The sequence below is a fragment of the uncultured Phascolarctobacterium sp. genome, assembly GCF_902463975.1.
GTDB lineage: Bacteria > Bacillota > Negativicutes > Acidaminococcales > Acidaminococcaceae > Phascolarctobacterium_A.
This window is the reverse complement of record NZ_CABQHJ010000015.1, coordinates 13518-33307: the sequence shown is the minus strand read 5'-3', so window position 1 is coordinate 33307 and position 19790 is coordinate 13518. Positions and strand designations below refer to the sequence as shown.

The window sequence follows — 19790 nt, the reverse complement described above, 5'->3', positions numbered from 1 at the left end:
GGAAATAGGACTATATTTTTAATGCGGAATGCAATAGCAAGAGAGGCTCCCCTTGGGGGGGAGCTGGCGCCTGCTAAGGCGACTGAGAGGGGGATTGCGTTAATCGATGCATAACCTCTCTCCACCTCGACACGCTATGCACTCACCCTCAAGCGCCCTCTTTTGCCCTACAGACAATTCAACTTGTCTCTCTAAAGAGAGCCTTTCATAATCACATTAATTAAAAATTCCCCACTGATATCCTTTACAAATCGTGCCCCACCTGCATTAACCGAATCTGCCGGTAATATACTCTTCTGTCTTAGGATTAGACGGATTAGCAAACAGCTGCTTCGTTTCATTGAACTCAATCAGCTCGCCCAAAAGGAAGAAAGCTGTTTTGTCAGAAATACGCGCAGCCTGCTGCATATTATGCGTAACAATAACAATGGTGTAATCCTTTTTCAGCTCCAGAGCCAAATCCTCAATCTTCATCGTAGAAATCGGATCCAGCGCACTGGTAGGCTCGTCCATGAGGATAACCTCCGGCTGCACGGCCAGGGTACGCGCAATACACAAGCGCTGCTGCTGGCCGCCGCTCAGGCCCAATGCACTCTTGCTCAGTCTGTCCTTCAGCTCGTCCCAGATGGCAGCCTGACGCAGACTGCGCTCCACAATCTCGTCCAGCTCGCTCTTTTTCGTCACGCCATGGATACGCGGACCGTAGGCAACATTGTCATAAATGCTTTTCGGGAAGGGGTTAGGCTGCTGAAAGACCATACCAACGCGATGACGCAGGCTGATGGGGTCAATCTCCGCAAAAATATCCTTGCCGTCCAGCGCGATGCTGCCTTCAATGCGCACGCCCTCCTCCAGGTCGTTCATTCTGTTCAGTGTTTTTAAAAAGGTAGATTTGCCGCAGCCGGAAGGACCGATAAGCGCGGTAATCTCCTTTTCCTTAATATCAAGATTTATTTTTTTCAACGCCTGGAATTTGCCGTAATACAAATCCAGATCCTGCACTAAAAATTTAGTTGCAGCGTTATCAATCGTCATTTTCTGCTACCTCCGGTTTTTGTGTCTAAATAAGTGCTCAGGTAACGTGCGCCCAGGCTAAAGGACAGCACAAGCAGCATTAATATTGCTGAAGAAAGGTTGGCCATCTGCGCCGCATTCGCAGCCAACGCCTCGGTACGCGATGCCCAAATATGCAGCGCCAGCGTTTCGCCCGGACGGAAGGGGTTCAGCGGGCAGGTCGGAGACAGCAGGTTCCAGCTGTTCCAGTTGATATCGGTGCTCATGCCTGCGGTATACAAGAGAGCTGCCGCTTCACCGAAGCCACGGCCTGCAGCCAAAATCACGCCAGTCATGATACGCGGCAGGCACGCCGGCAGCAGCACCTTGTAAATAGTCTGCCACAGAGTTGCCCCCATGGCCAGGCTACCGCGCTTATAGCCCTGCGGCAGTGATTTGAAGGCATCCTCCGTGACCGTCATAATCAGCGGAATGCTGAGGATAGAAACTGCCAGCGCACCGCTGAACAGGTTCCACTGCGATCCGGTCATTACGATAAATACCAGGTAACCGAACAAGCCGACAACAATCGACGGCAGAGAGGACATTGTTTCGATACACATACGCAGGAACTTGGTGAAACTGCCCTGCTTAGCATATTCCGCCATGTAGATACCGGCAGCGACACCCAGAGGCACGCTCACCAGCAGCGACAAGAAAACCAGATAAATAGTGTTGAAGAACAAATTGCCGATGCCGCTGCCCTCAAAGGATACCAGACTCCAGCTGAAATCCTTGAAGCCGTTAATGATAACATACATGGCAAAGGCTACGAGCAGCAGGATAAAGAAGCCTGCTACGCAATAAAATACAGCTGTCATCAGCTTATCAACAAACTTTGCACGCGCTATACTGTCGTTCATGCCTGCTTCCCTCCTTTAGCAGTTAAAAAGTGGATGGCAAAGATGCAGGCCAGAGAAATGATAAACAGCAGCAACGCCATTGTCCACAAGGCGATGTTGTATTCGCTGCCCTCCATTGCACCGCCCATATCCGCCGCAATCGCCGCCGTTAGATTGTTGGTCGGAGCAAGCAGCGAGCTCGGAAAGGCACGCATCTTACCGATAACCATCGCTACAGCCAACGCTTCGCCGAAGGCACGCGCCAGGCCCAGGATAACAGCCGTCATCAGACCGGTAACTGCCGCAGGCACTACCACCTTGGCAATAGTCTGCCAACGGGTTGCGCCCAAGCCATAGGAAGCAGCGCGGTAGCTTTTGGGAATGCTGCGCAGTGCATCTGCTGCCAAACTGGTAATAGTCGGGAAAATCATAATCGCCAGCACAATACCTGCAGCCAATACGGAAAAGCCGAAGCGCAGGTTAAAAATGTTTTTAATCAGCGGTACCAAAATTGTCAGGCCGATCCAGCCGTAAACTACGGAAGGAATGCCGACAAAAATTTCCACAGCCGGTTGGACAAAGCGCTTGCCCAGCTCCGGCGAAATCTCCGTCATAAAAATTGCGGTTGCCAAGCTGAACGGTGTAGCAATCGCCAGCGCCAACGCGCAGGTAATAACAGAACCGAAGATGAAGATGGCTGCGCCAACACTGCCACCGCCCTCAGCGCTGTCACTCGGCGCCCAATCTGCCGAAAAAAGAAACTCTGCAATACTGTGGTTGTAGGTAGTAAACGTGCCTACGCCCTTGTAGCACAGGAAAGCGCCAATAGACAGCGTCAGAACAATGAGCGCCAGGCCGCAGCCGGTAATAATGTAGCGCCACAACGCATCCTGCCTATAAGCATTTGTTGTAACCTGTTGCATAAACTATTCTCCTCTGATGTAACTCGTGAATATTTCTTTCGTAAAACTAAAGGCTATGCAAAGGCTCGCAGCTGATAACTTACCAGCTCATGCCCGGCACAGCCTTGATGTTTATTCTAAAGGGGATGAGAAGACCGGTAAGACGCATCTCTTGGCGTATGCTGTCTTCCTGCTTCCCATTTAGATGGAAGCGTAATAATTTTAATGACTCATGATATGACGCAGATGCGCCTTAGCCGAAGTCCCCGGACACAGGATAAGGATGCAGATGCTATGCGATGACGACGACGGCGTACATATTCGTACTCCTAGAAGTCGTCGCGACGCAGATGCGCCTTAGCTGAAGTCCCCGGACACAGGATAAGGATGCTATGCGATGACGACGACGGCGTACATATTCGTACTCCTAGAAGTCGTCGCGACGCAGATGCGTCCTTAGCCGAAGTCCGGCTTAGCGTTTAACCTGCATTTTAGCAGTAACACCATAACCCTGTTTTTCAATTTCCTTGCCATAATCAGCAGAGAGGATGAAGTCCAGGAATGCTTTTACAGCACCGGTAGCTTCGCCTCTAGTATACATGTGCTCATAACCCCATACAGGATATTTGCCGCTGTAAGTATTGTCCAGAGTAGGCTCTACACCGTCGATGGCAACTGTTGCAACGTCCTTGTTATTTACGAGGTAGGACAGGGCAACATAACCGATAGCGCCTTTGTTATCCTTTACGCTTTGCAGCAGAGTGCCGGAGTCATCAGTCTCCAGAGATTTGTTGGTTGCTTCTTTAGCACCGCCCAGAGCGAACTCCTGGAAGAGAGCACGGGTACCGCTGGTAGCAGGACGGGTAATCAGAACGATAGGTTCGTCCGGACCGCCAACCTGTTTCCAGTTGGTTACCTTAGCAGTGAAGATGTCGGTCAGCTGAGCCTTGGTCAGGCTTTTTACTTTAGCTGCCAGGTCTTTGTTGATAACCGGAGCCATGGTAACTACGCAAACCTTGTGGTCTACAAGTCCTTTGGCAACTTCGGGTTTCAATTTGCTTTCTGCCGGTACGTCAGAGTTACCGATGTTAACGCTACCGTCTGCAACCTGTTTCAGACCGGTGCCGCTGCCGCCACCGTTAAGGGTGATGGAAACATCCGGGTTAATAGCTTTGAATTTGCTTGCTGCATCCTTTGCCAGCGGCAAAAGTGCGGAAGAACCGCTGCCTGTTACACTGCCGGTAATTTTGCTGCCTGCTTTGTTATCAGCAGCCTTGTTATCACTGCCGCAGCCCAGAGCACCGAGTGCTACCATAGCTGCCAGACCTAAACATGCGACTTTTTTCAATTTCATAATATATTTCCTCCTTCAACCATCGTCTAATAATTTATTTCCGATAAGTTCTGCGCCTTATCAGTAGTGTTCGTGGTTTATGATGCTAGTATAATATATCATTGTTAAGGAAGTATTATGCTGATGTTAAGAGCATGTTAAATAGCAAAAAAAGCACCTGCCTATCATTTGCTGATAAACAGGTGCTTTGAAATTTAGGTTAGATTAGCTTACTTGTCCTCTTCAAGGATAATTCGACATTCAGTTTCTCGCGGCGCTACGCTTGCGACAAATCGGGCCTTATTTGTCCTCTTTCTTGCTCCTTATTCAGTCGCAAGCGAGGATAATTCGACATTCAGTTTCTCGCGACGCTACGCTTGCGACAAACTGTGTCTCATTTATCCTCTTTCTTGCTCCCTATTCGGTCGCAAGCGAGGACAACGCGGCCTTTTCGATTTCTCGCTTCGTTACACTCGCGACAAATCGGGCCTTATTTGCCAGTTCTGCCACGTTTGGTGAACGGTACGCCTTTAGCGCACAGCGGGCAGGTTGCCGGATCAAAGGTTTCTACGTTAAGGTGCAGCAGAGCTTCGGTGCGAACACCGAAGTCTACCTTGCCGCCGCTGCGGTCAACAAGCAGGCCAACGCCTACGAGCTCGCCGCCATGCTCTTTAACTACTTCCATAACCTCTTTAACACTGCCGCCGGTGGTTACGATGTCTTCAACAACCAGTACGCGGGTGCCTGCCGGAATTTGGAAGCCGCGACGCAAAGTCATTTTGCCGTTTTCACGCTCGGTGAAGATAGCACGGGTGCCCAGAGCCTTGCCAACCTCGTGAGCCAGCAGGATACCGCCGGTCATCGGGCCAACTACCAGTTCAACATTGTCGTTTTCATAACGACGTGCGATTTCCTGGCACAGGCGCTCGGTATATTTAGGATGCTGCAGTACGTTGAATTTTTCAACATACATAGGGCTGTGCAGACCGCTGGTCAGCAAAAAGTGACCATGGAGAACTGCTTCGGTTTCCTCGAGCATTTTCATAACATCTTTTTCTTCTAAAACTGCCATTTGCTTACACTCCTTTAATCTCTTCTACAATTGCCAATGCTGCTGCTTGTCTTGCTTCAGCCTTAGTAATAGGTCTGCCTACTACGATGTGACTGCTGCCGTTTTGCAGAGCGCCTGCCGGTGTTGCTACGCGCTTCTGGTCATCCAGAGAGCTGCCCGCAGGACGCACGCCCGGGGTAACAATCAGGAACTCGGGGCCGCAAGCCTCACGGATAGCTGCAGCTTCCTTAGGAGAAGCAACAACGCCGTCCATGCCTGCTTCCTTCGCCAGCTTAGCCAGGCTGATTACCTGCTCGGCAATGGTATTTTTATAATTTAAATCAGCAAACTGTTCATCATCCATGCTGGTAAGAATGGTTACAGCAATCAGCTTCGGTGCCGGACGACCAGCTGCCTCAGCAGCCTCATGCACAGCCTTAACAGCTTCTGCCATCATCTTTTTGCCGCCAACAGCATGAACGTTCATCATGTCTGCACCCAAATCGCTGAGTACGGTAAGTGCATGAGCAACAGTGTTAGGAATATCCTGCAGCTTGAGGTCCAGGAAAACATGCTTGCCCTGTTCCTTTAAGAAGCGGATTATTTCGCTGCCTACTGCATAATAAAGCTCCATGCCGACCTTGTAGTAGCTTACTGCGTCACCCAGCTCGACAACGCAAGTCTTAGCCTGCTCCAGGGTAGGAAAGTCGAGTGCGACTATTAATCTATCATCATGTTGCATGAGAAAATCTCCCTATTAAATATATTTTTCCAAGACGCCGGAGAATAACGTTATAAATCGTCGTTATTCAGCTTCGTTAAACAACGGCATGCTTTTCTTACCATTCGGTAAAGCAAGTCCGACAATTTCGGAAATATTCTGCGCGTTGTGTCTGTCCAGATATGCCAGCATACCATGAGCAATGGTTTCAGCAATATCAGGCTGTACAAAGTTTGCGGTGCCAACTGCTACCGCACTTGCGCCTGCCAGCATGAACTCAATTGCATCCTCGGCACACATAATGCCGCCCATGCCGATGATGGGGATATGCACAGCCTGTGCTACCTGATAAACCAGGCGCACTGCTACCGGACGTACAGCAGGACCGCTGAGACCGCCGGTTACATTGCCGAGCACAGGACGCTGACGCTCAATATCAATCTTGGTACCGAGCAGCGTATTAATCATGGAAATTGCATCTGCACCTGCTGCCTCTACAGCCTTGGCCATTACCACGATATCCGTTACATTAGGAGAAAGCTTGGCGATAACCATTTTGCTGGTGTTGGCCTTAACAGCACGTACAACCTCAGCAGCTGCCTCCGGCACAGTACCGAAAACAATACCGCCCTCTTTGACATTCGGACAGGAGATGTTGATTTCTACTGCATCAACACCGTCTACATCCAGCTTTTTGGCAACAGCGCCGTACTCCTCGGGAGAATGGCCGTAGATGTTGACAATAACAGGAACATTATATTTTTTCAGCTCAGGCAGAGTGTGCTCCAAGAAGTACTCGCTGCCGGGGTTTTCCAGACCGATGCAGTTCAGCATACCGGACGGGGTTTCTACCGCACGCTGGCCCTTATTGCCTGCTGCAGGCTCTAAAGAGGTACCCTTTACGGTAACAGCGCCAACCTTTTCCAGGTCGAGAAAATCGGTAAATTCCAGGCCAAAGCCAAAGGTGCCGGAGCCGGTAGTAACAGGAGTAGCCATCTTCACGCCGGCAATATCAACTGCCAGACGGCCATCATACAATGCTTTTACCATTCTCCTACCTCCTCTGCCCAGAATACCGGACCGTCCTTGCAGACCTTGATGCGCTTGCCGATGCCTTCGCAGGCACAGGACAGGCACGCACCCAGACCGCAGGCCATATATTTTTCCAGAGATACCTGACATTTTACGCCGGCTTCCATGCAAGCATTGGCAACTGCGCGCATCATCGGTACAGGACCACAAACGTATACGCAGTCATAGCCACCCTCTTTTAACAGCTGCGGCAGCAAGGCCATTACAGTACCCTTAGTGCCGACACTGCCGTCATCGGTGGTCAGGTAAATATTTTTGCTGAGGCTTTCATAAAGCTTGGTCCAGAACAATTCATCGGCACTGCGGCCGCCCATCAGGATATCGGTATTGCCCTCACCGAAGCCCTCTGCCAAAAACAGCAGTGGAGCCAGGCCCAAGCCACCGCCAACCAAAAGCGGTTTCTTGGCGCTCATATCAAAGCCGTGTCCCAGCGGACCGACGATGCTCAGCTCGTCGCCGCTGCAAACCTCAGCCAGAATATGAGTAGCCTCACCGATGATACGATAGATCATGGTGATGGTGCCCTCAGCCTTGTTAACTCCCGCTACGCCGAAGGGACGGCGCAACAGCGGAGCAGTATTCTTGCACACCTTCACGTTGACGAACTGTCCGGGGACAGCTTCGTCAGCGATTTCCGGTGCATAAACATTTATTAATTTTGTCGTACTATTTAAAACTCGTTGACCAATTACCTTGGCACTAGCAATAGTTTTAGACATAATCAATCCTCCCAGGTCAGGTCCTGCAGAGCGGTAACGCGTACAACGCTACGACGACGCATTGCGCTCATAACGTTCAGCAGCTCACGTGCAGTATCCATAGAGGTCAGGCAGGCAATTGCATGCTCTACGGTAGAACGGCGGATTTTGAAGCCGTCACGTTCAGCGTCACGACCGTGGTTGGTGGTGTTGATAACCATACCGATGCGGCCGCTCTTGATATCATCAATCAGGTTCGGATGACCTTCGCTTACCTTGGTAGCAACCTCAACAGTTACACCGTATTGCTGCAGATATTCCGCAGTCCCGTCGGTTGCGATAACGGTGTAGCCCAGCTCTTCAAAGCCGCGGGCAATAGCAACTGCCTCAGGCTTATCCATATCAGCAACAGTAATCAGGATTGCACCATCGTGCGGTACATTGATACCGGAAGCGATGCAGGCCTTATACAGCGCACGGCTGTACTGGTAGTCGCAGGCCATAACCTCACCGGTGGATTTCATTTCAGGTCCAAGGGTGATATCTACGTTGCTCATCTTATTGAAGCTGAATACAGGAGCTTTAACAGCATAGTAGTCCGGGAAGAAGCGCAGGCCTGCTTGCAGGCCCTGCTCTTTGAGGCTCATGCCCATTGCGCATCTGGTAGCAACGTCTACCATGGAGATGCCGGTAATCTTGCTCAGGAACGGTACGGTTCTGGAGGAACGCGGGTTAACCTCGATTACATAGACATGCTCGTCACGAACGATGTACTGAATGTTAATCATGCCCTTAACTTCCAGGCCCAGAGCCATTTTATTGGTGTATTCGATAATGGTGCGAATAACACTCTCGCTCAGGCTGCGCGGCGGATATACGGCGATGGAGTCACCGCTGTGTACGCCTGCACGTTCAACGTGTTCCATGATGCCGGGGATTAATACTTCCTTGCCGTCGCAGATAGCGTCAACCTCTACCTCAGTGCCCTGCAGGTAATGGTCAACCAGTACCGGATGCTCGTGAGAAGCCTTAACAGCGTAGGTCATGTAGTTGCGCAGCTCGTCATCATTATAAACGATTTCCATAGCACGGCCGCCCAGTACGTAGGAAGGACGAACCATAGTCGGATAACCAACCTTGTGTGCAGCAACCAGCGCACCCTCGGTATCAAATACGGTGTGGCCCTGCGGACGCGGGATATTGCAGCTTGTCAGCAGCTCATCGAAGCGTTCACGGTCCTCAGCGCGGTCGATGCTGTCAACGGAGGAGCCCAGAATCTTCACGCCTGCGCGGGAGAGCGGGCCGGCCAGGTTGATAGCGGTCTGACCACCGAATTGAACGATAACGCCTTCCGGTTTTTCTTTATCGATAACGTTGAGTACATCCTCAACAGTCAGCGGCTCAAAGTACAGCTTATCGGAAATATCGAAGTCAGTGGAAACGGTTTCCGGGTTGTTGTTGATGATAATGGTTTCATAGCCCATTTCCTTCAACGCCCATACGCAGTGTACGGAGCAGTAGTCGAATTCTACGCCCTGACCGATACGGATAGGACCGGAGCCGAGTACAACTACTCTCTTCTTGTCGCTTACTTCAACCTCATCCTCGGTTTCGTAGCAGGAATAGTAGTACGGGGTTGCAGCTTCAAATTCCGCAGCGCAGGTATCAACCATTTTGTAGGTCGGCAGAATGCCGTTAGCCTTACGCATATCACGGATTTCGAACTCTGTCTTGCCTACGCGTTTACCGATAACAGCATCGGCAAAGCCCATTCTCTTAGCCTTACGCAGCAGGCTCGGAGTCAGCTCGTGAGTTTCCAAAGCTTTTTCCATTTTAATGATGTTTTGGATTTTGGAAAGGAACCACATGTCAATCTTGGTGATATCGTGAATCTCTTCCAGAGTAATGCCGCGGCGGATAGCCTCAGCAACAACGAAGCAGCGCTCGTCATCAATGCGCTTGATGCGGTCATGAATTTCTTCATCGCTCAAAGCCTTCAGCTCAGGCATTTCCAGATGATTGAGGCCGATTTCCAGGCAACGTACTGCTTTCAGCATAGAAGCTTCAAAGCTGCGCTCAATTGCCATAACCTCACCGGTAGCCTTCATCTGAGTGCCAAGGGTGCGGTCAGCGGTTACGAATTTATCGAACGGCCAACGCGGGAATTTCAGTACGATATAGTCAATGGTAGGCTCGAAGCAAGCCTTAGTCTTTTTGGTAACAGCGTTTTCGATTTCGTCCAGGTTGTAGCCGACAGCAATTTTGCTGGTAACCTTAGCAATCGGATAACCGGTAGCTTTGGAAGCCAGTGCGGAAGAACGGCTTACACGCGGGTTAACTTCGATTACATAGTAGTTTTCGGAGTACGGGTCGAGAGCCAGCTGTACGTTACAGCCGCCAACTACGCCCAGCTCACGCACGATATCGATAGAAGCCTGACGCAGCAGCTGTACTTCTTTATCGCTCAGAGTCTGTGCCGGAGCCACAACGATGGAGTCACCGGTGTGTACGCCAACAGGATCCAGGTTTTCCATAGAGCAGACAGTGATGCAGTTATCAGCAGCGTCGCGGATTACTTCGTATTCGATTTCCTTCCAGCCGGCGATGCTGCGTTCAATCAGGCATTGACCGATAGGGCTGTAGCCCAGGCCCTTTTGCACGATATCAATCAGCTCTTCCTCGTTTTCAGCAATGCCGCCGCCGGTACCACCGAGGGTATACGCAGGACGGACAATCAGCGGATAGCCGATTTCCTTGCCGAAGTCGCAAGCAGCTTCAATGGTTTCTACGATAGTGCTTTCAGGAATCGGCTGATGGATTTTCTCCATAGTTTCCTTGAACATTTCGCGGTCTTCACCACGTTTGATAGCGCTGATCTGAGTGCCCAGCAGACGAACGTTGTACTTGCTAAGAATGCCTTGCTCTTCCAGTTTCATAGCCATGTTCAGGCCAACCTGACCGCCAAGTGTTGCCAACAGGGAATCAGGACGCTCACGTTTGATAATTTTTTCAATGAATTCAACGCTGATAGGTTCAACATATACACGGTCAGCCACATGCACATCAGTCATAATGGTTGCAGGGTTACTGTTAATCAGTACAACCTCCAGACCTTCTTCCTTCAGAGCACGGCAAGCCTGGGTGCCTGCATAGTCAAACTCTGCTGCCTGACCGATAATAATAGGGCCGGAGCCGATAACGAGAACCTTTTTAATATCTTTAAGTTTCGGCATAATTAACGACCCTCCATCATATCAACAAAATGTTTAAACAAATAATCATGATCACCAGGGCCGGGGCAGGCTTCCGGATGATATTGAACGGTAAAGGTAGGATGCTTGGTGTATTCCAGGCCTTCAATAGTACCATCGTTCATAGAAATATGGCTGATGTTGATGCCCTTGCCTTCCAGAGATTTTTCATCTACAGCGTAGCCGTGATTTTGTGCGCTGATGTAGATGCGGCCGGTTGCCAGGTATTTTACCGGTTGGTTGATACCGCGATGGCCGAATTTCATTTTATAGGTATCAGCACCGTTAGCCAAAGCCATGAGCTGATGACCGAGGCAGATACCGAAAATCGGTTTCTTGCCGATTAATTTCTTAATGTTTTCAATAACCTCAGGCAAATCCTTCGGGTCGCCAGGGCCGTTGGACAGGAAGATACCGTCCGGATCGCATGCCAGTACCTCTTCTGCGGTAGCGGAAGCAGGGAATACTGTCAGGCGGCAGCCAAAGGCTTCAATGGATTTCAGGATATTGCGTTTAATACCGAAGTCCATAACAGCTACATGCAGCTTGCCCTCGCCCATGGTGTAAACCTCGGGAGTGGTAACCTGCTCAACCTGGTTGTGTACTGCCGGTAAAGCCAGCAGCTTCTGTACTTCCTCCTCAGGCATTTCTGCCGGAACGATTACGCCCTGCAGTACGCCGTGATTACGGATTTTACGGGTGATAGCACGTGTATCGACACCTGCTAAGGTCGGAATATCCTGTTCAATCAGGAAATCCTCCAGGCTCTGCTCATTGCGCCAGTTGCTGGGGCAATCGCACAGCTCGCCGATAACGAAGCCCTGGAAGAAGCATTTCTTGCCTTGGTTAAACAGCGGGTTGCAGCCATAGTTGCCTACCAGCGGATAGGTCATTACTACAATCTGACCGCAGAAGGACGGGTCGGTCAAGGTCTCCTGGTAACCGCTCATGCCGGTGGTGAATACAACCTCACCTACAGCATTGCGTTTGCCTCCATACAGAGAGCCTTCAAAAACGCTGCCGTCTTTTAAAACTAATTTTCCTTTTCTTACTTTTTCGTGCATACTACACCATCCCTCATTACAAAATTACCGTGCAGCATAGTGGCAACAGCCTTACCGGTGCAAGCCTTGCCTTCGTACGGGGTGAATTTGCCGCGGGTATAGAATTTGGAGCTGTCAACAGTCCATTTTTTGTTTAAGTCCATAATAGTGATATCAGCAACACTGCCCTCTTTCAGAGTACCGCCGGCCAGCTTGAACAGCTTAGCAGGCTCGCAGCTCATTTTGCTGATAATAGTATTCAGGTCGAATACGTGGGTGTGATATAAGTCAGTCAGCATTACTGCCAGAGAGGTTTCCAGACCGCAGAAGCCGTTCGGAGCATAGCGGAATTCAACATCCTTTTCTTCCGGTGCGTGCGGAGAGTGGTCAGTAACGATTGCGTCAACAGTGCCGTCTAAAACAGCCTCACGCATAGCCTGTACGTGGTCTGCACTGCGCAGCGGCGGGTTAACGCGGGTTGCGGAATTGTAATCTGCGCAAGCCTCATCAGTCAGAGTCAGATGATGTACGGTTACTTCGCTGGTAACATTTACGCCGCGTTTTTTAGCCTGGCGGATGATGTCGATAGCACCCTTGGAGGCAACGTGGCAGATGTGTACATGTGCGCCGGTGTATTCAGCGATGATGCAGTCACGTGCAACAGCGATATCCTCGCTGATTGCCGGTACGCCCGGTACGCCGATACGTGCGGAAACAGCGCCTTCATGCATGTAGCCTTCGGAATCCAGTTCTGGATCAATCGCATGGCACAGCAAAGGTTTGTCAAAAGCAGTTACATATTTGGCAGCCAGCACCATCAGGCGGGAGCTCTTTACATAGTGGCCGTCATCAGAGAAGCCCATAGCGCCTTTTTCTGCCATGTCGCCCATCTCTGCCAGCTCTTCGCCCTTTTCGCCCTTGCTGATTGCGCCGATAACTTCAACGTTAGCGTAGCTTTCCTCGCGAGCGCGTTCTTTGATACCGCTTACTACGATAGAGGTATCGATAACAGGCTTGGTATTCGGCATGCAGGCAACGGTGGTTACACCGCCGGCAGCAGCAGCCTTGGTACCGCTGATAATATCTTCCTTAGCCTCCAGGCCGGGCTCACGCATATGAGTGTGTACGTCAATCAGACCGGGAGTTACTACGAGGCCGGTTGCGTCAAAAACCTCGTCAGCAGCTTCGGCAATATCCTTGCCCAAAGCTTTAATTTTGCCATCCTCAACGAGGATATCCATTACAGCATCTAATTTTTGGCTGGGGTCTACTACCCTGCCGTTTTTAATCAACGTTTTCAATGTGTTTACCTCCTGTCAAAGTCAAGAATAAGAGTGCCATACGTACAGCTACGCCGTTTTGTACCTCAGTACGGATTGCGGCGTTATCGCAGTAACCAACCTCCCAGGAGATTTCCAGACCACGGTTCATCGGGCCGGGATGCAGCACGGTTACGTCAGGCTTAGCCAGCTTCAGGCGGTTTTCGTTAATACCGAAGATACGTGCATATTCACGCGGAGACGGGAACAGGCCTTTTTGCTGACGCTCCAGCTGAATACGCAGGATATCGATTACGTCAGCGCCTTCGATTGCTTCTTCAACGCGTTTGTGTACAGTAACGCCCAGAGAAGCGATGTCGTGCGGCAGCAGAGTCATAGGACCTGCAACGTGTACCTCAGCGCCCATTTTGGTCCAGGCAGCAATATTGGTGCGGGCAACACGGCTGTAGAGAATATCGCCGATGATTGCCATTTTCAGGCCCTTCAGGTTTTTGCCCTGCTCACGGATAGTAAACATATCCAGGAAGCCTTGAGAAGGATGTGCGTGTGCGCCATCGCCGGCGTTGATGATTACAGGGTCTGCAACCTTAGCAGCATATGCTGCAGCGCCTTCAATGGGGTGACGCATAACAATCGCATCGCAAGCCATGGATTGTACAGTCAGGATGGTGTCGCGCAGGCATTCACCTTTGACAACACTGGAGGAGGATGTAGTGATGTTTACTACATCGGCACCCAGATATTTGCCTGCCAGCTCGAAGGATGTACGGGTACGTGTACTGGGCTCATAGAACAGATTGATGATAGATTTACCGCGCAGTGAGGGCACCTTTTTGATATCCCTCTTCATAATCTTCTTCATTTCCTCAGCTGTTTTCAAAACCAGCTCGATTTCCTCAACGCTGAGGCTTTCCAGATCCAGTATATCTCTGCCACCCAGAGATACATTTGATTTAGCCATTAGCTTTACCTCCTGTTTTTTATAATAAAATTGCATAATAAAAGGCCTTCTCGTCCCATGATGGTGCAAAAAGGCCTTAGGTTTCATAATAACTTATACCTTGCAGTCTCACAGGACCAATTTAAAGGTGCAAATTGATTGTATATATTTTACACCTTAATGAAGAATACGTCAAATATTTCGAGGTAAAATCTTGGCAGGATTTTTTTACTTATAGTATAATAAAGAAGACTAAACATTAGCGAGGTACTTATGCGAAACACCATTATAGATAATCTGCGCGGCATCTGCATGCTTGGCGTCATCGGTATTCATATCGGCAGCCTGGCACTTGCCCCCAACAACTTTACTCTTTACTTATTACTGGAGATTTTAAGCCGTTACAGCGTCCCCTCCTTTTTCTTTATCTCCGGCTACGGCCTGGCCTGTACGGATAAAGGCCTATTAAGCGGCAGCCGGCTGAACTATATCGACTTTATGAAGAAGCGTCTGCGGGGAGCAGGCCTGCCCTATCTCAGCTGGTCGCTTTTTTACATGTTCTACTTCTGGCTGATTCTGCCACCGGGCTTCGTCAGCTGGAATCCGCTGCATGTGGCCTATGTGTTATTCTTCGGCCTTGGCTGCTACCATTTGTATTTTATGGTCATCCTGCTGTGGTTTTATGCAAGCTATCCGCTCTGGCGACAGCTTCTGCGTATAATTATACATCAAAACATACCGTTTATGCTAGTGCTTTTATTTGTTTTCCAACTTGCTTTCAACTGGTGGACAACGCATCCGGGCTTAAATACAGCGGGTTGGAGTGTTCTGGCTAAAAATTTCTTTGATTATCGCCTCAACTATCTCCCCTTGCATTATCTGCTTATTTTTATGAGCGGCGGCCTGGCAGCCTGCTATTGGCAAAAATTCATCACCCTTCTGCGCAGCTACAGCGCCATGGTATGCGTAATTTTTGCTGCAAGCGTTGCCTGGGACGTGCAAAGCTGTTACGAGGCAGTTACTGTCAAAGGCTACACGCTGATTGATCTGGCCAACACCTATCACCAGCTCAGCCCGCAGGGGCTCTGCTACACTGTAGGCTCGCTGCTCTTCTTCTGCCTGGCACTGGACTGGCTGGAGCGCAGAGCGCAGGCAAAAGCACATACAGAGGCTCCCAATGCACTGCAAGCTATCCCTCAAGCAGCATCGCATACAGAGGCTCCCCTTGTCGTCGCAAGCGACATTAGCACGACCAACAGCTTGTCGCCGCGCAAGCTCACGACAAGCTGGGTCTTAGCGTCGGGGAGCTGTCACCGCAAGGTGACTGAGAGGGGTTCCCTCGCTAGCCTTCTCTATAAAGCCATCAGCACCCTTTCCGCCTACTCCATGCTCATCTACTTTGTGCATCCGTTGCTTTTGGACTGGCTCAGCAGCGCCTATAACCATTTCGGCATTATCATGACCGTCAAAAAGGTAGCGCTCTCCTACGTGCTGCTGGTGCTCGGCTCGTTGGCGCTCAGCATTCTGCTGACGAAAGCATTTGAAAAATGCAGTACGGCAAAGCTGCTGTTTACCGGTAAACGCTGAATTTAATACAAAGCAAAAAGACGTTGCGTGCTTTTTCAAGCACACAACGTCTAATTTTTTTCTTTTAAAATTTACAGCTGAGCCTTCATTAATTTCTTATATACCTCAACGCCGGGCTGGTCAAATGCATCCACATCCGCCAGCTCGCCCTCGTAGGCAATCGTCAGCATCAAAAAGTACATCAGCTGACCAAGATAATATTCATTCAGCTTCGGCAGCGTAAAGCGCGCATTGTAACGGTTATCCCCCGTCAGCGCCGCTTCATTGGCATTCAGCGCCGCCTTGAGCGCCTTCGCCATATCCAAGCCCTCGTATTTATCGAAGAACGGTACATCGGCAAAGGGATTATGCAAAACTGCCTCAACCTCAGGATTGGCAACCTCCAGGAACTGCACCACCTTATTCAGACGACCGTCCTGATGCTGCTGTGTCTGTGCATGCATATCCGTTGTGCCGACAGCAACAATCGGCGTTCTGCCGTAGTGAACAGTTACACCCTCACGATTGCAGCGCTTGCCAAGCGATTCCGCCAGCAGCTGCACATACCATTCGCTCAAAGATTTCAGGCGCATGCTGTACGGCATGAACACTTCAATATCACGTCCGCGCTCATAGGCCATGAATTTCAGTAAAGCATTGAGAAGCGCCGGGTTTTCCGCAGGCTTCGCCTGCTGGCAATAGATATCCATATCACGCGCACCGCGCAAAAACTCCTCGATATCACCGCCCAGGGCAGCCATTGTAACAAGTCCCGGGTCCGTCATAATGCTGAAGCGTCCGCCGATACCTTCCTTAATATCAAAGCGCTCCCAGCCAAATTTTTCCGCCAGCTGCAAAAGCGGCGCATTTTCCACCGGAGCCTTTAAATCAGTAACTACCGTGCAGTCAAGGTCGATATCTGCGTTTTGAGACAGATTAGCATAGAAATACGTAAAGGCAGAAATTGTTTCCAGCGTAGTACCGGATTTAGAAATCGGCACCAGCATAATCTTTAGCTTCTTGCCTTCTTGCGCACTTACTCCAGCCATACGGCGCATCTTGAACAGCAGTGAATTGCAGTCCACCGGGTCAAGATTGTTGCCGGAAAAATAAATGCAGGGCTGGCCTTGGCGCAGTGTTGCACTGGTATTCCAATGATAACCGCCAAAGGCATCAAACAGCACCTTGTTGCCCAGGTAGGAGCCGCCAACGCCCAAAAAGATTACGACATCCTTACTGCGCAGATGCTTGCTGTAGCGCATCAGCTTAATAATCGACTGCTCCGTATTGGGGTTGCCGTCAGCAATATATGGCATCCGCGGAAAGTAAACATGCTCCGGCGTGCCGTCCTTAGATAAATGCTTCTTGGAAAAACCGGTACTTCGCAGCTCGCACACAGCCTTTTCGGCTGCGGCTCCCTGCTGCTGCAGTGCCTGCTCCACTTCCTGCGCTTGCAGTCTGCCCGCTCCAACCATATTGCTGAAGTCAAAAACAATACCACTGGGCATAACAATTTTATATTCCAAAATATACACTCCCAAATATTAGTTGCACCTATAATATATTATTATAACATATTATAGGTGCAAATTCCATAGACTATAAGAGCAAGTAATATTTTGTTGCAAACAAGACTGAAGCTTTATTTTACCTCTACCAGCTCAATATGGAAGTTCAGTTCCTTACCAGCCATTTCATGGTTAGCATCAAAGGTGATATTGGTATCATCCTTTTCGGTTACCAGTACAGGTACGGGCTGACCAAATTGGTTCTGCAGGTAAACTCTCTGACCAACGGTCAGCTTTTCTGAACCCGGCAGCTGGGCAATCGGCATGGTGAAAATAGCCTGCGGGTCAGCCTCGCCATATGCTTCTGCCGGCAGCAGATGGATGTCAACCTCAGCGCCGACCTCCAGGTCAGCAACAGCTGCATCAAAGCCTTTAATCATCTGGCCTGCGCCGCAAACAAATTCCAGCGGCTCGCCGCGGTCATAGGAGGAATCAAATTGCTTGCCGTCATTAAAGGTACCTTTATAGTGTACACGACAGGTTTTTCCTACATTACGTCCGGTTAATTCATTGCTCATTATTAATTCACCTCATAAAAATATTTGATATAAAGCCGGTATAAGCGTATATCAGTTACAGTTATGTATATTATACTATAAAATTCGCCTTATTTCACCTCAAAAAAACGGCAGCCGGTTAAATTCCGACTGCCATCATATTTCAGGCTCATAACATCAGCCCTTTTATTCACCTTCCTGCAGAAGGATACTGCCTCATCAAGCCCTTAAAGCCCTGCTTTTTAAAGTCCTTCAACGGCAAATATTCAATTTCAACACTGTAATTAGCGTATTCAGACCTCATTTCATTGAACTCTTCCACAGTCATATCTGTTTTCTGCGCAGCATCTGCCTCACTTCTACAGTTCATGTTGCGGTAAACGCAAAGGCCGTCATCCTTCGCCCAGGTAAAATAAAGCTCATAGCATCCGAGGTTGCCGTCAGGCTGCAAATGCTCCACAGCAAGCACCTGATGCGAAATGCCGGTGCCACCTCGTGTCACCAGATTGTCATTTGCCATAAGCTGCAGACTGCTACGGCTCCAGCCCTCCGCAACGTATTTCACTCTGTCGTCCGCAAAGGTGTAAATCGCATAAATCTCCTTACCGTAATGCCCCGCGCCGCGTTTTTGGCTAATCCAACCGATAAGCAGCTCCGGAACACCGTCGCCGCTGATATCCTGCAGTGTGTAGCCAAGCTGCTGCAGGGCTGCCTCCCGGCTGGCGAAATCCCGCACCTCGCAGATGCCTGTTTTTCCCTGCTCCGGCAGGTTATCACTCCTACCGTCAGCGATAAATTCATAAACGCCGTCCACAACCTCAGCATATTTCTGCTCATAGAGCGGTACAGCTTTGGCAGCGGCCTCCACCTTAAGCAAATTCATCTGCGGTAATACGGTATTTTCCTTCGCACCGTAGCCGGCAAACGCCACCAGAAGCATTGCCAGACACATGCTCTTAAACAGCTTCCGCTTCATTACGCCACCTCCTGTCAAAAGATGCTTTAGCAAAAAATTGCTTTGTCCTTTACTTTGCTTAATGAACGTCATGCTCGCAGTAAATAATTTCCGAAATCACATCACGAGCATCCAACTTTACATAAAAGCTCTTATGCAGGCATTTTTGCCCCCTTGCGTTGTATGCATATTTTACCCAACCGATCATATGATGCGTATCCGAAATGCCCACACCCATAGGATCGTCCTCCCAGCCGTTCATTTTCAGGTAACCGTCTAAATGAATCTGTCCGTCAGTATTAAGCAGCTGGCCGACAGCATAGCCTGCCATCATGCCATGAAGCTTATTGATTTTCACCTCACTAACTCTGTTTTTTGACGAATCTATATAGAACAAGCGCGGTCCGACCTGCAGCTTCTTATCGGCATAGGAGATAGTATCGTCCTTATTCTGCTCCACAGGCCCCGGGTAATAGGCACCTGAAGCAAAAATCTCGGGATCCATAATCCAATCTGCTTCAAGGGCAGCATTAAAGCGTCCTGCTGCGCTGGCAGCTTGCGGGGTTGTATCAAGATATTTGCTTGCCATAAAACCAACATGGCCCTTTTCAGTAGTTCCAAGAAGCCATTTGTATTCACTGTTTACTACATCTACAACTCTGCTTACATAAAATTTATCTCCCTTTTGCAGCATGGTGATAACATCACAATCGGTGTTAGGCTGTGTTCTGACATTAACATCAGTTGCGTTGCAATATACCTCCAGCGGCCAACCGGGATAAGACCTGAGCTCGTTGGCTAAATAAGCTGTGTTAACCTCGGCAAAGGCAGTGTTGGCAAACATTGCCAATCCAAGCGCTGCGCTTAAGAATAATTTCTTTTGCATATTAATCCCTCCTATTCCTGCCGTCTGCGCTCCCGGCTGTTGTTTTCTGATTATATTGTAGCGTGAAAATAAGCAAAACGCCCCACCCGAATGCATAAATTCGGGTAGGGCA

At 49.7% G+C, this 19790-nt stretch carries 16 protein-coding genes and 1 pseudogene; 1 reads left to right on the top strand and 16 read right to left on the bottom strand.

Features of this window, described 5'->3' with window-relative positions; translation table 11 throughout:
* Nucleotides 1-267: 267 nt before the first annotated feature.
* The 12 genes from pstB to RDW05_RS05860 form a co-directional block, all read right to left on the bottom strand.
* Entirely contained in the window at nt 268-1035 is a 768-nt protein-coding gene (gene pstB, locus RDW05_RS05915; RefSeq protein ID WP_298880151.1) for a phosphate ABC transporter ATP-binding protein PstB, read from the bottom strand.
* Nucleotides 1032-1916 carry a phosphate ABC transporter permease PstA gene (gene pstA / locus RDW05_RS05910; RefSeq protein ID WP_307978192.1) on the bottom strand — a complete coding sequence of 295 codons (885 nt, stop codon included), beginning with the start codon at nt 1914-1916 and terminating at the stop codon, nt 1032-1034. The genes pstB and pstA overlap by 4 nt, the downstream gene beginning before the upstream one ends.
* Complete coding sequence (gene pstC, locus RDW05_RS05905; protein ID WP_293724627.1) at nt 1913-2818, bottom strand: phosphate ABC transporter permease subunit PstC; 906 nt, start codon at nt 2816-2818, stop codon at nt 1913-1915. The genes pstA and pstC overlap by 4 nt, the downstream gene beginning before the upstream one ends.
* A gap of 451 nt (nt 2819-3269) precedes the next feature.
* The gene (locus RDW05_RS05900; protein ID WP_307978191.1) at nt 3270-4151 is read right to left on the bottom strand and encodes a phosphate ABC transporter substrate-binding protein; all 882 of its coding nucleotides are present in this window, start codon (nt 4149-4151) and stop codon (nt 3270-3272) included.
* A gap of 469 nt (nt 4152-4620) precedes the next feature.
* Nucleotides 4621-5202, bottom strand: a complete 582-nt coding sequence (gene pyrE, locus RDW05_RS05895; RefSeq protein ID WP_210684238.1) for an orotate phosphoribosyltransferase — start codon at nt 5200-5202, stop codon at nt 4621-4623.
* A 4-nt stretch (nt 5203-5206) separates the two neighbouring features.
* Nucleotides 5207-5923, bottom strand: coding sequence for an orotidine-5'-phosphate decarboxylase (gene pyrF, locus RDW05_RS05890; RefSeq protein ID WP_304260589.1), 717 nt, complete (start codon nt 5921-5923; stop codon nt 5207-5209).
* A 63-nt stretch (nt 5924-5986) separates the two neighbouring features.
* The gene (locus RDW05_RS05885) at nt 5987-6952 is read right to left on the bottom strand and encodes a dihydroorotate dehydrogenase (RefSeq protein ID WP_307978190.1); all 966 of its coding nucleotides are present in this window, start codon (nt 6950-6952) and stop codon (nt 5987-5989) included.
* Nucleotides 6946-7713: a dihydroorotate dehydrogenase electron transfer subunit gene (locus RDW05_RS05880; protein ID WP_307978189.1), complete on the bottom strand. Its 768-nt coding sequence runs from the start codon at nt 7711-7713 to the stop codon at nt 6946-6948. The genes RDW05_RS05885 and RDW05_RS05880 overlap by 7 nt, the downstream gene beginning before the upstream one ends.
* A 2-nt stretch (nt 7714-7715) precedes the next feature.
* Nucleotides 7716-10925, bottom strand: a complete 3210-nt coding sequence (carB, locus tag RDW05_RS05875) for a carbamoyl-phosphate synthase large subunit (protein ID WP_307978188.1) — start codon at nt 10923-10925, stop codon at nt 7716-7718.
* A gap of 2 nt (nt 10926-10927) precedes the next feature.
* Nucleotides 10928-12007, bottom strand: coding sequence for a carbamoyl phosphate synthase small subunit (locus RDW05_RS05870; protein ID WP_307978187.1), 1080 nt, complete (start codon nt 12005-12007; stop codon nt 10928-10930).
* The gene (locus RDW05_RS05865) at nt 11992-13287 is read right to left on the bottom strand and encodes a dihydroorotase (RefSeq protein WP_021719585.1); all 1296 of its coding nucleotides are present in this window, start codon (nt 13285-13287) and stop codon (nt 11992-11994) included. The genes RDW05_RS05870 and RDW05_RS05865 overlap by 16 nt, the downstream gene beginning before the upstream one ends.
* Entirely contained in the window at nt 13271-14227 is a 957-nt protein-coding gene (locus RDW05_RS05860; RefSeq protein ID WP_040564652.1) for an aspartate carbamoyltransferase catalytic subunit, read from the bottom strand. The genes RDW05_RS05865 and RDW05_RS05860 overlap by 17 nt, the downstream gene beginning before the upstream one ends.
* Before the next feature lie 252 nt (nt 14228-14479).
* On the opposite strand from RDW05_RS05860, the gene RDW05_RS05855 reads away from it, so the two are divergent.
* Entirely contained in the window at nt 14480-15793 is a 1314-nt protein-coding gene (locus RDW05_RS05855; protein ID WP_307978186.1) for an acyltransferase, read from the top strand.
* Between the two features lie 71 nt (nt 15794-15864).
* On the opposite strand, the gene RDW05_RS05850 is transcribed toward RDW05_RS05855, so the two are convergent.
* The 4 genes and pseudogenes from RDW05_RS05850 to RDW05_RS05835 all read right to left on the bottom strand — a co-directional run bounded on the left by RDW05_RS05850 (nt 15865) and on the right by RDW05_RS05835 (nt 19678).
* Nucleotides 15865-17298, bottom strand: a complete 1434-nt coding sequence (locus RDW05_RS05850) for a glucose-6-phosphate isomerase (protein ID WP_307978185.1) — start codon at nt 17296-17298, stop codon at nt 15865-15867.
* Nucleotides 17299-17414: 116 nt separating this feature from the next.
* Nucleotides 17415-17846: pseudogene (locus tag RDW05_RS05845) on the bottom strand (peptidylprolyl isomerase); the annotation flags it as partial.
* Between the two features lie 181 nt (nt 17847-18027).
* Nucleotides 18028-18813 carry a hypothetical protein gene (locus RDW05_RS05840; RefSeq protein WP_307978183.1) on the bottom strand — a complete coding sequence of 262 codons (786 nt, stop codon included), beginning with the start codon at nt 18811-18813 and terminating at the stop codon, nt 18028-18030.
* 58 nt (nt 18814-18871) lie between these two features.
* The gene (locus tag RDW05_RS05835; protein WP_307978182.1) at nt 18872-19678 is read right to left on the bottom strand and encodes an SH3 domain-containing protein; all 807 of its coding nucleotides are present in this window, start codon (nt 19676-19678) and stop codon (nt 18872-18874) included.
* Nucleotides 19679-19790: the final 112 nt, after the last annotated feature.

What these genes read in the sequence shown, in the direction of transcription:
- pstB (WP_298880151.1), bottom strand. Translation starts at nt 1,035, where the DNA reads ATGACGATTGATAACGCTGCAACTAAATTTTTAGTGCAGGATCTGGAT.
- pstA (WP_307978192.1), bottom strand. Translation starts at nt 1,916, where the DNA reads ATGAACGACAGTATAGCGCGTGCAAAGTTTGTTGATAAGCTGATGACA.
- pstC (WP_293724627.1), bottom strand. Translation starts at nt 2,818, where the DNA reads ATGCAACAGGTTACAACAAATGCTTATAGGCAGGATGCGTTGTGGCGC.
- RDW05_RS05900 (WP_307978191.1), bottom strand. Translation starts at nt 4,151, where the DNA reads ATGAAATTGAAAAAAGTCGCATGTTTAGGTCTGGCAGCTATGGTAGCA.
- pyrE (WP_210684238.1), bottom strand. Translation starts at nt 5,202, where the DNA reads ATGGCAGTTTTAGAAGAAAAAGATGTTATGAAAATGCTCGAGGAAACC.
- pyrF (WP_304260589.1), bottom strand. Translation starts at nt 5,923, where the DNA reads ATGCAACATGATGATAGATTAATAGTCGCACTCGACTTTCCTACCCTG.
- RDW05_RS05885 (WP_307978190.1), bottom strand. Translation starts at nt 6,952, where the DNA reads ATGGTAAAAGCATTGTATGATGGCCGTCTGGCAGTTGATATTGCCGGC.
- RDW05_RS05880 (WP_307978189.1), bottom strand. Translation starts at nt 7,713, where the DNA reads ATGTCTAAAACTATTGCTAGTGCCAAGGTAATTGGTCAACGAGTTTTA.
- carB (WP_307978188.1), bottom strand. Translation starts at nt 10,925, where the DNA reads ATGCCGAAACTTAAAGATATTAAAAAGGTTCTCGTTATCGGCTCCGGC.
- RDW05_RS05870 (WP_307978187.1), bottom strand. Translation starts at nt 12,007, where the DNA reads ATGCACGAAAAAGTAAGAAAAGGAAAATTAGTTTTAAAAGACGGCAGC.
- RDW05_RS05860 (WP_040564652.1), bottom strand. Translation starts at nt 14,227, where the DNA reads ATGGCTAAATCAAATGTATCTCTGGGTGGCAGAGATATACTGGATCTG.
- RDW05_RS05855 (WP_307978186.1), top strand. Translation starts at nt 14,480, where the DNA reads ATGCGAAACACCATTATAGATAATCTGCGCGGCATCTGCATGCTTGGC.
- RDW05_RS05840 (WP_307978183.1), bottom strand. Translation starts at nt 18,813, where the DNA reads ATGAAGCGGAAGCTGTTTAAGAGCATGTGTCTGGCAATGCTTCTGGTG.
- RDW05_RS05835 (WP_307978182.1), bottom strand. Translation starts at nt 19,678, where the DNA reads ATGCAAAAGAAATTATTCTTAAGCGCAGCGCTTGGATTGGCAATGTTT.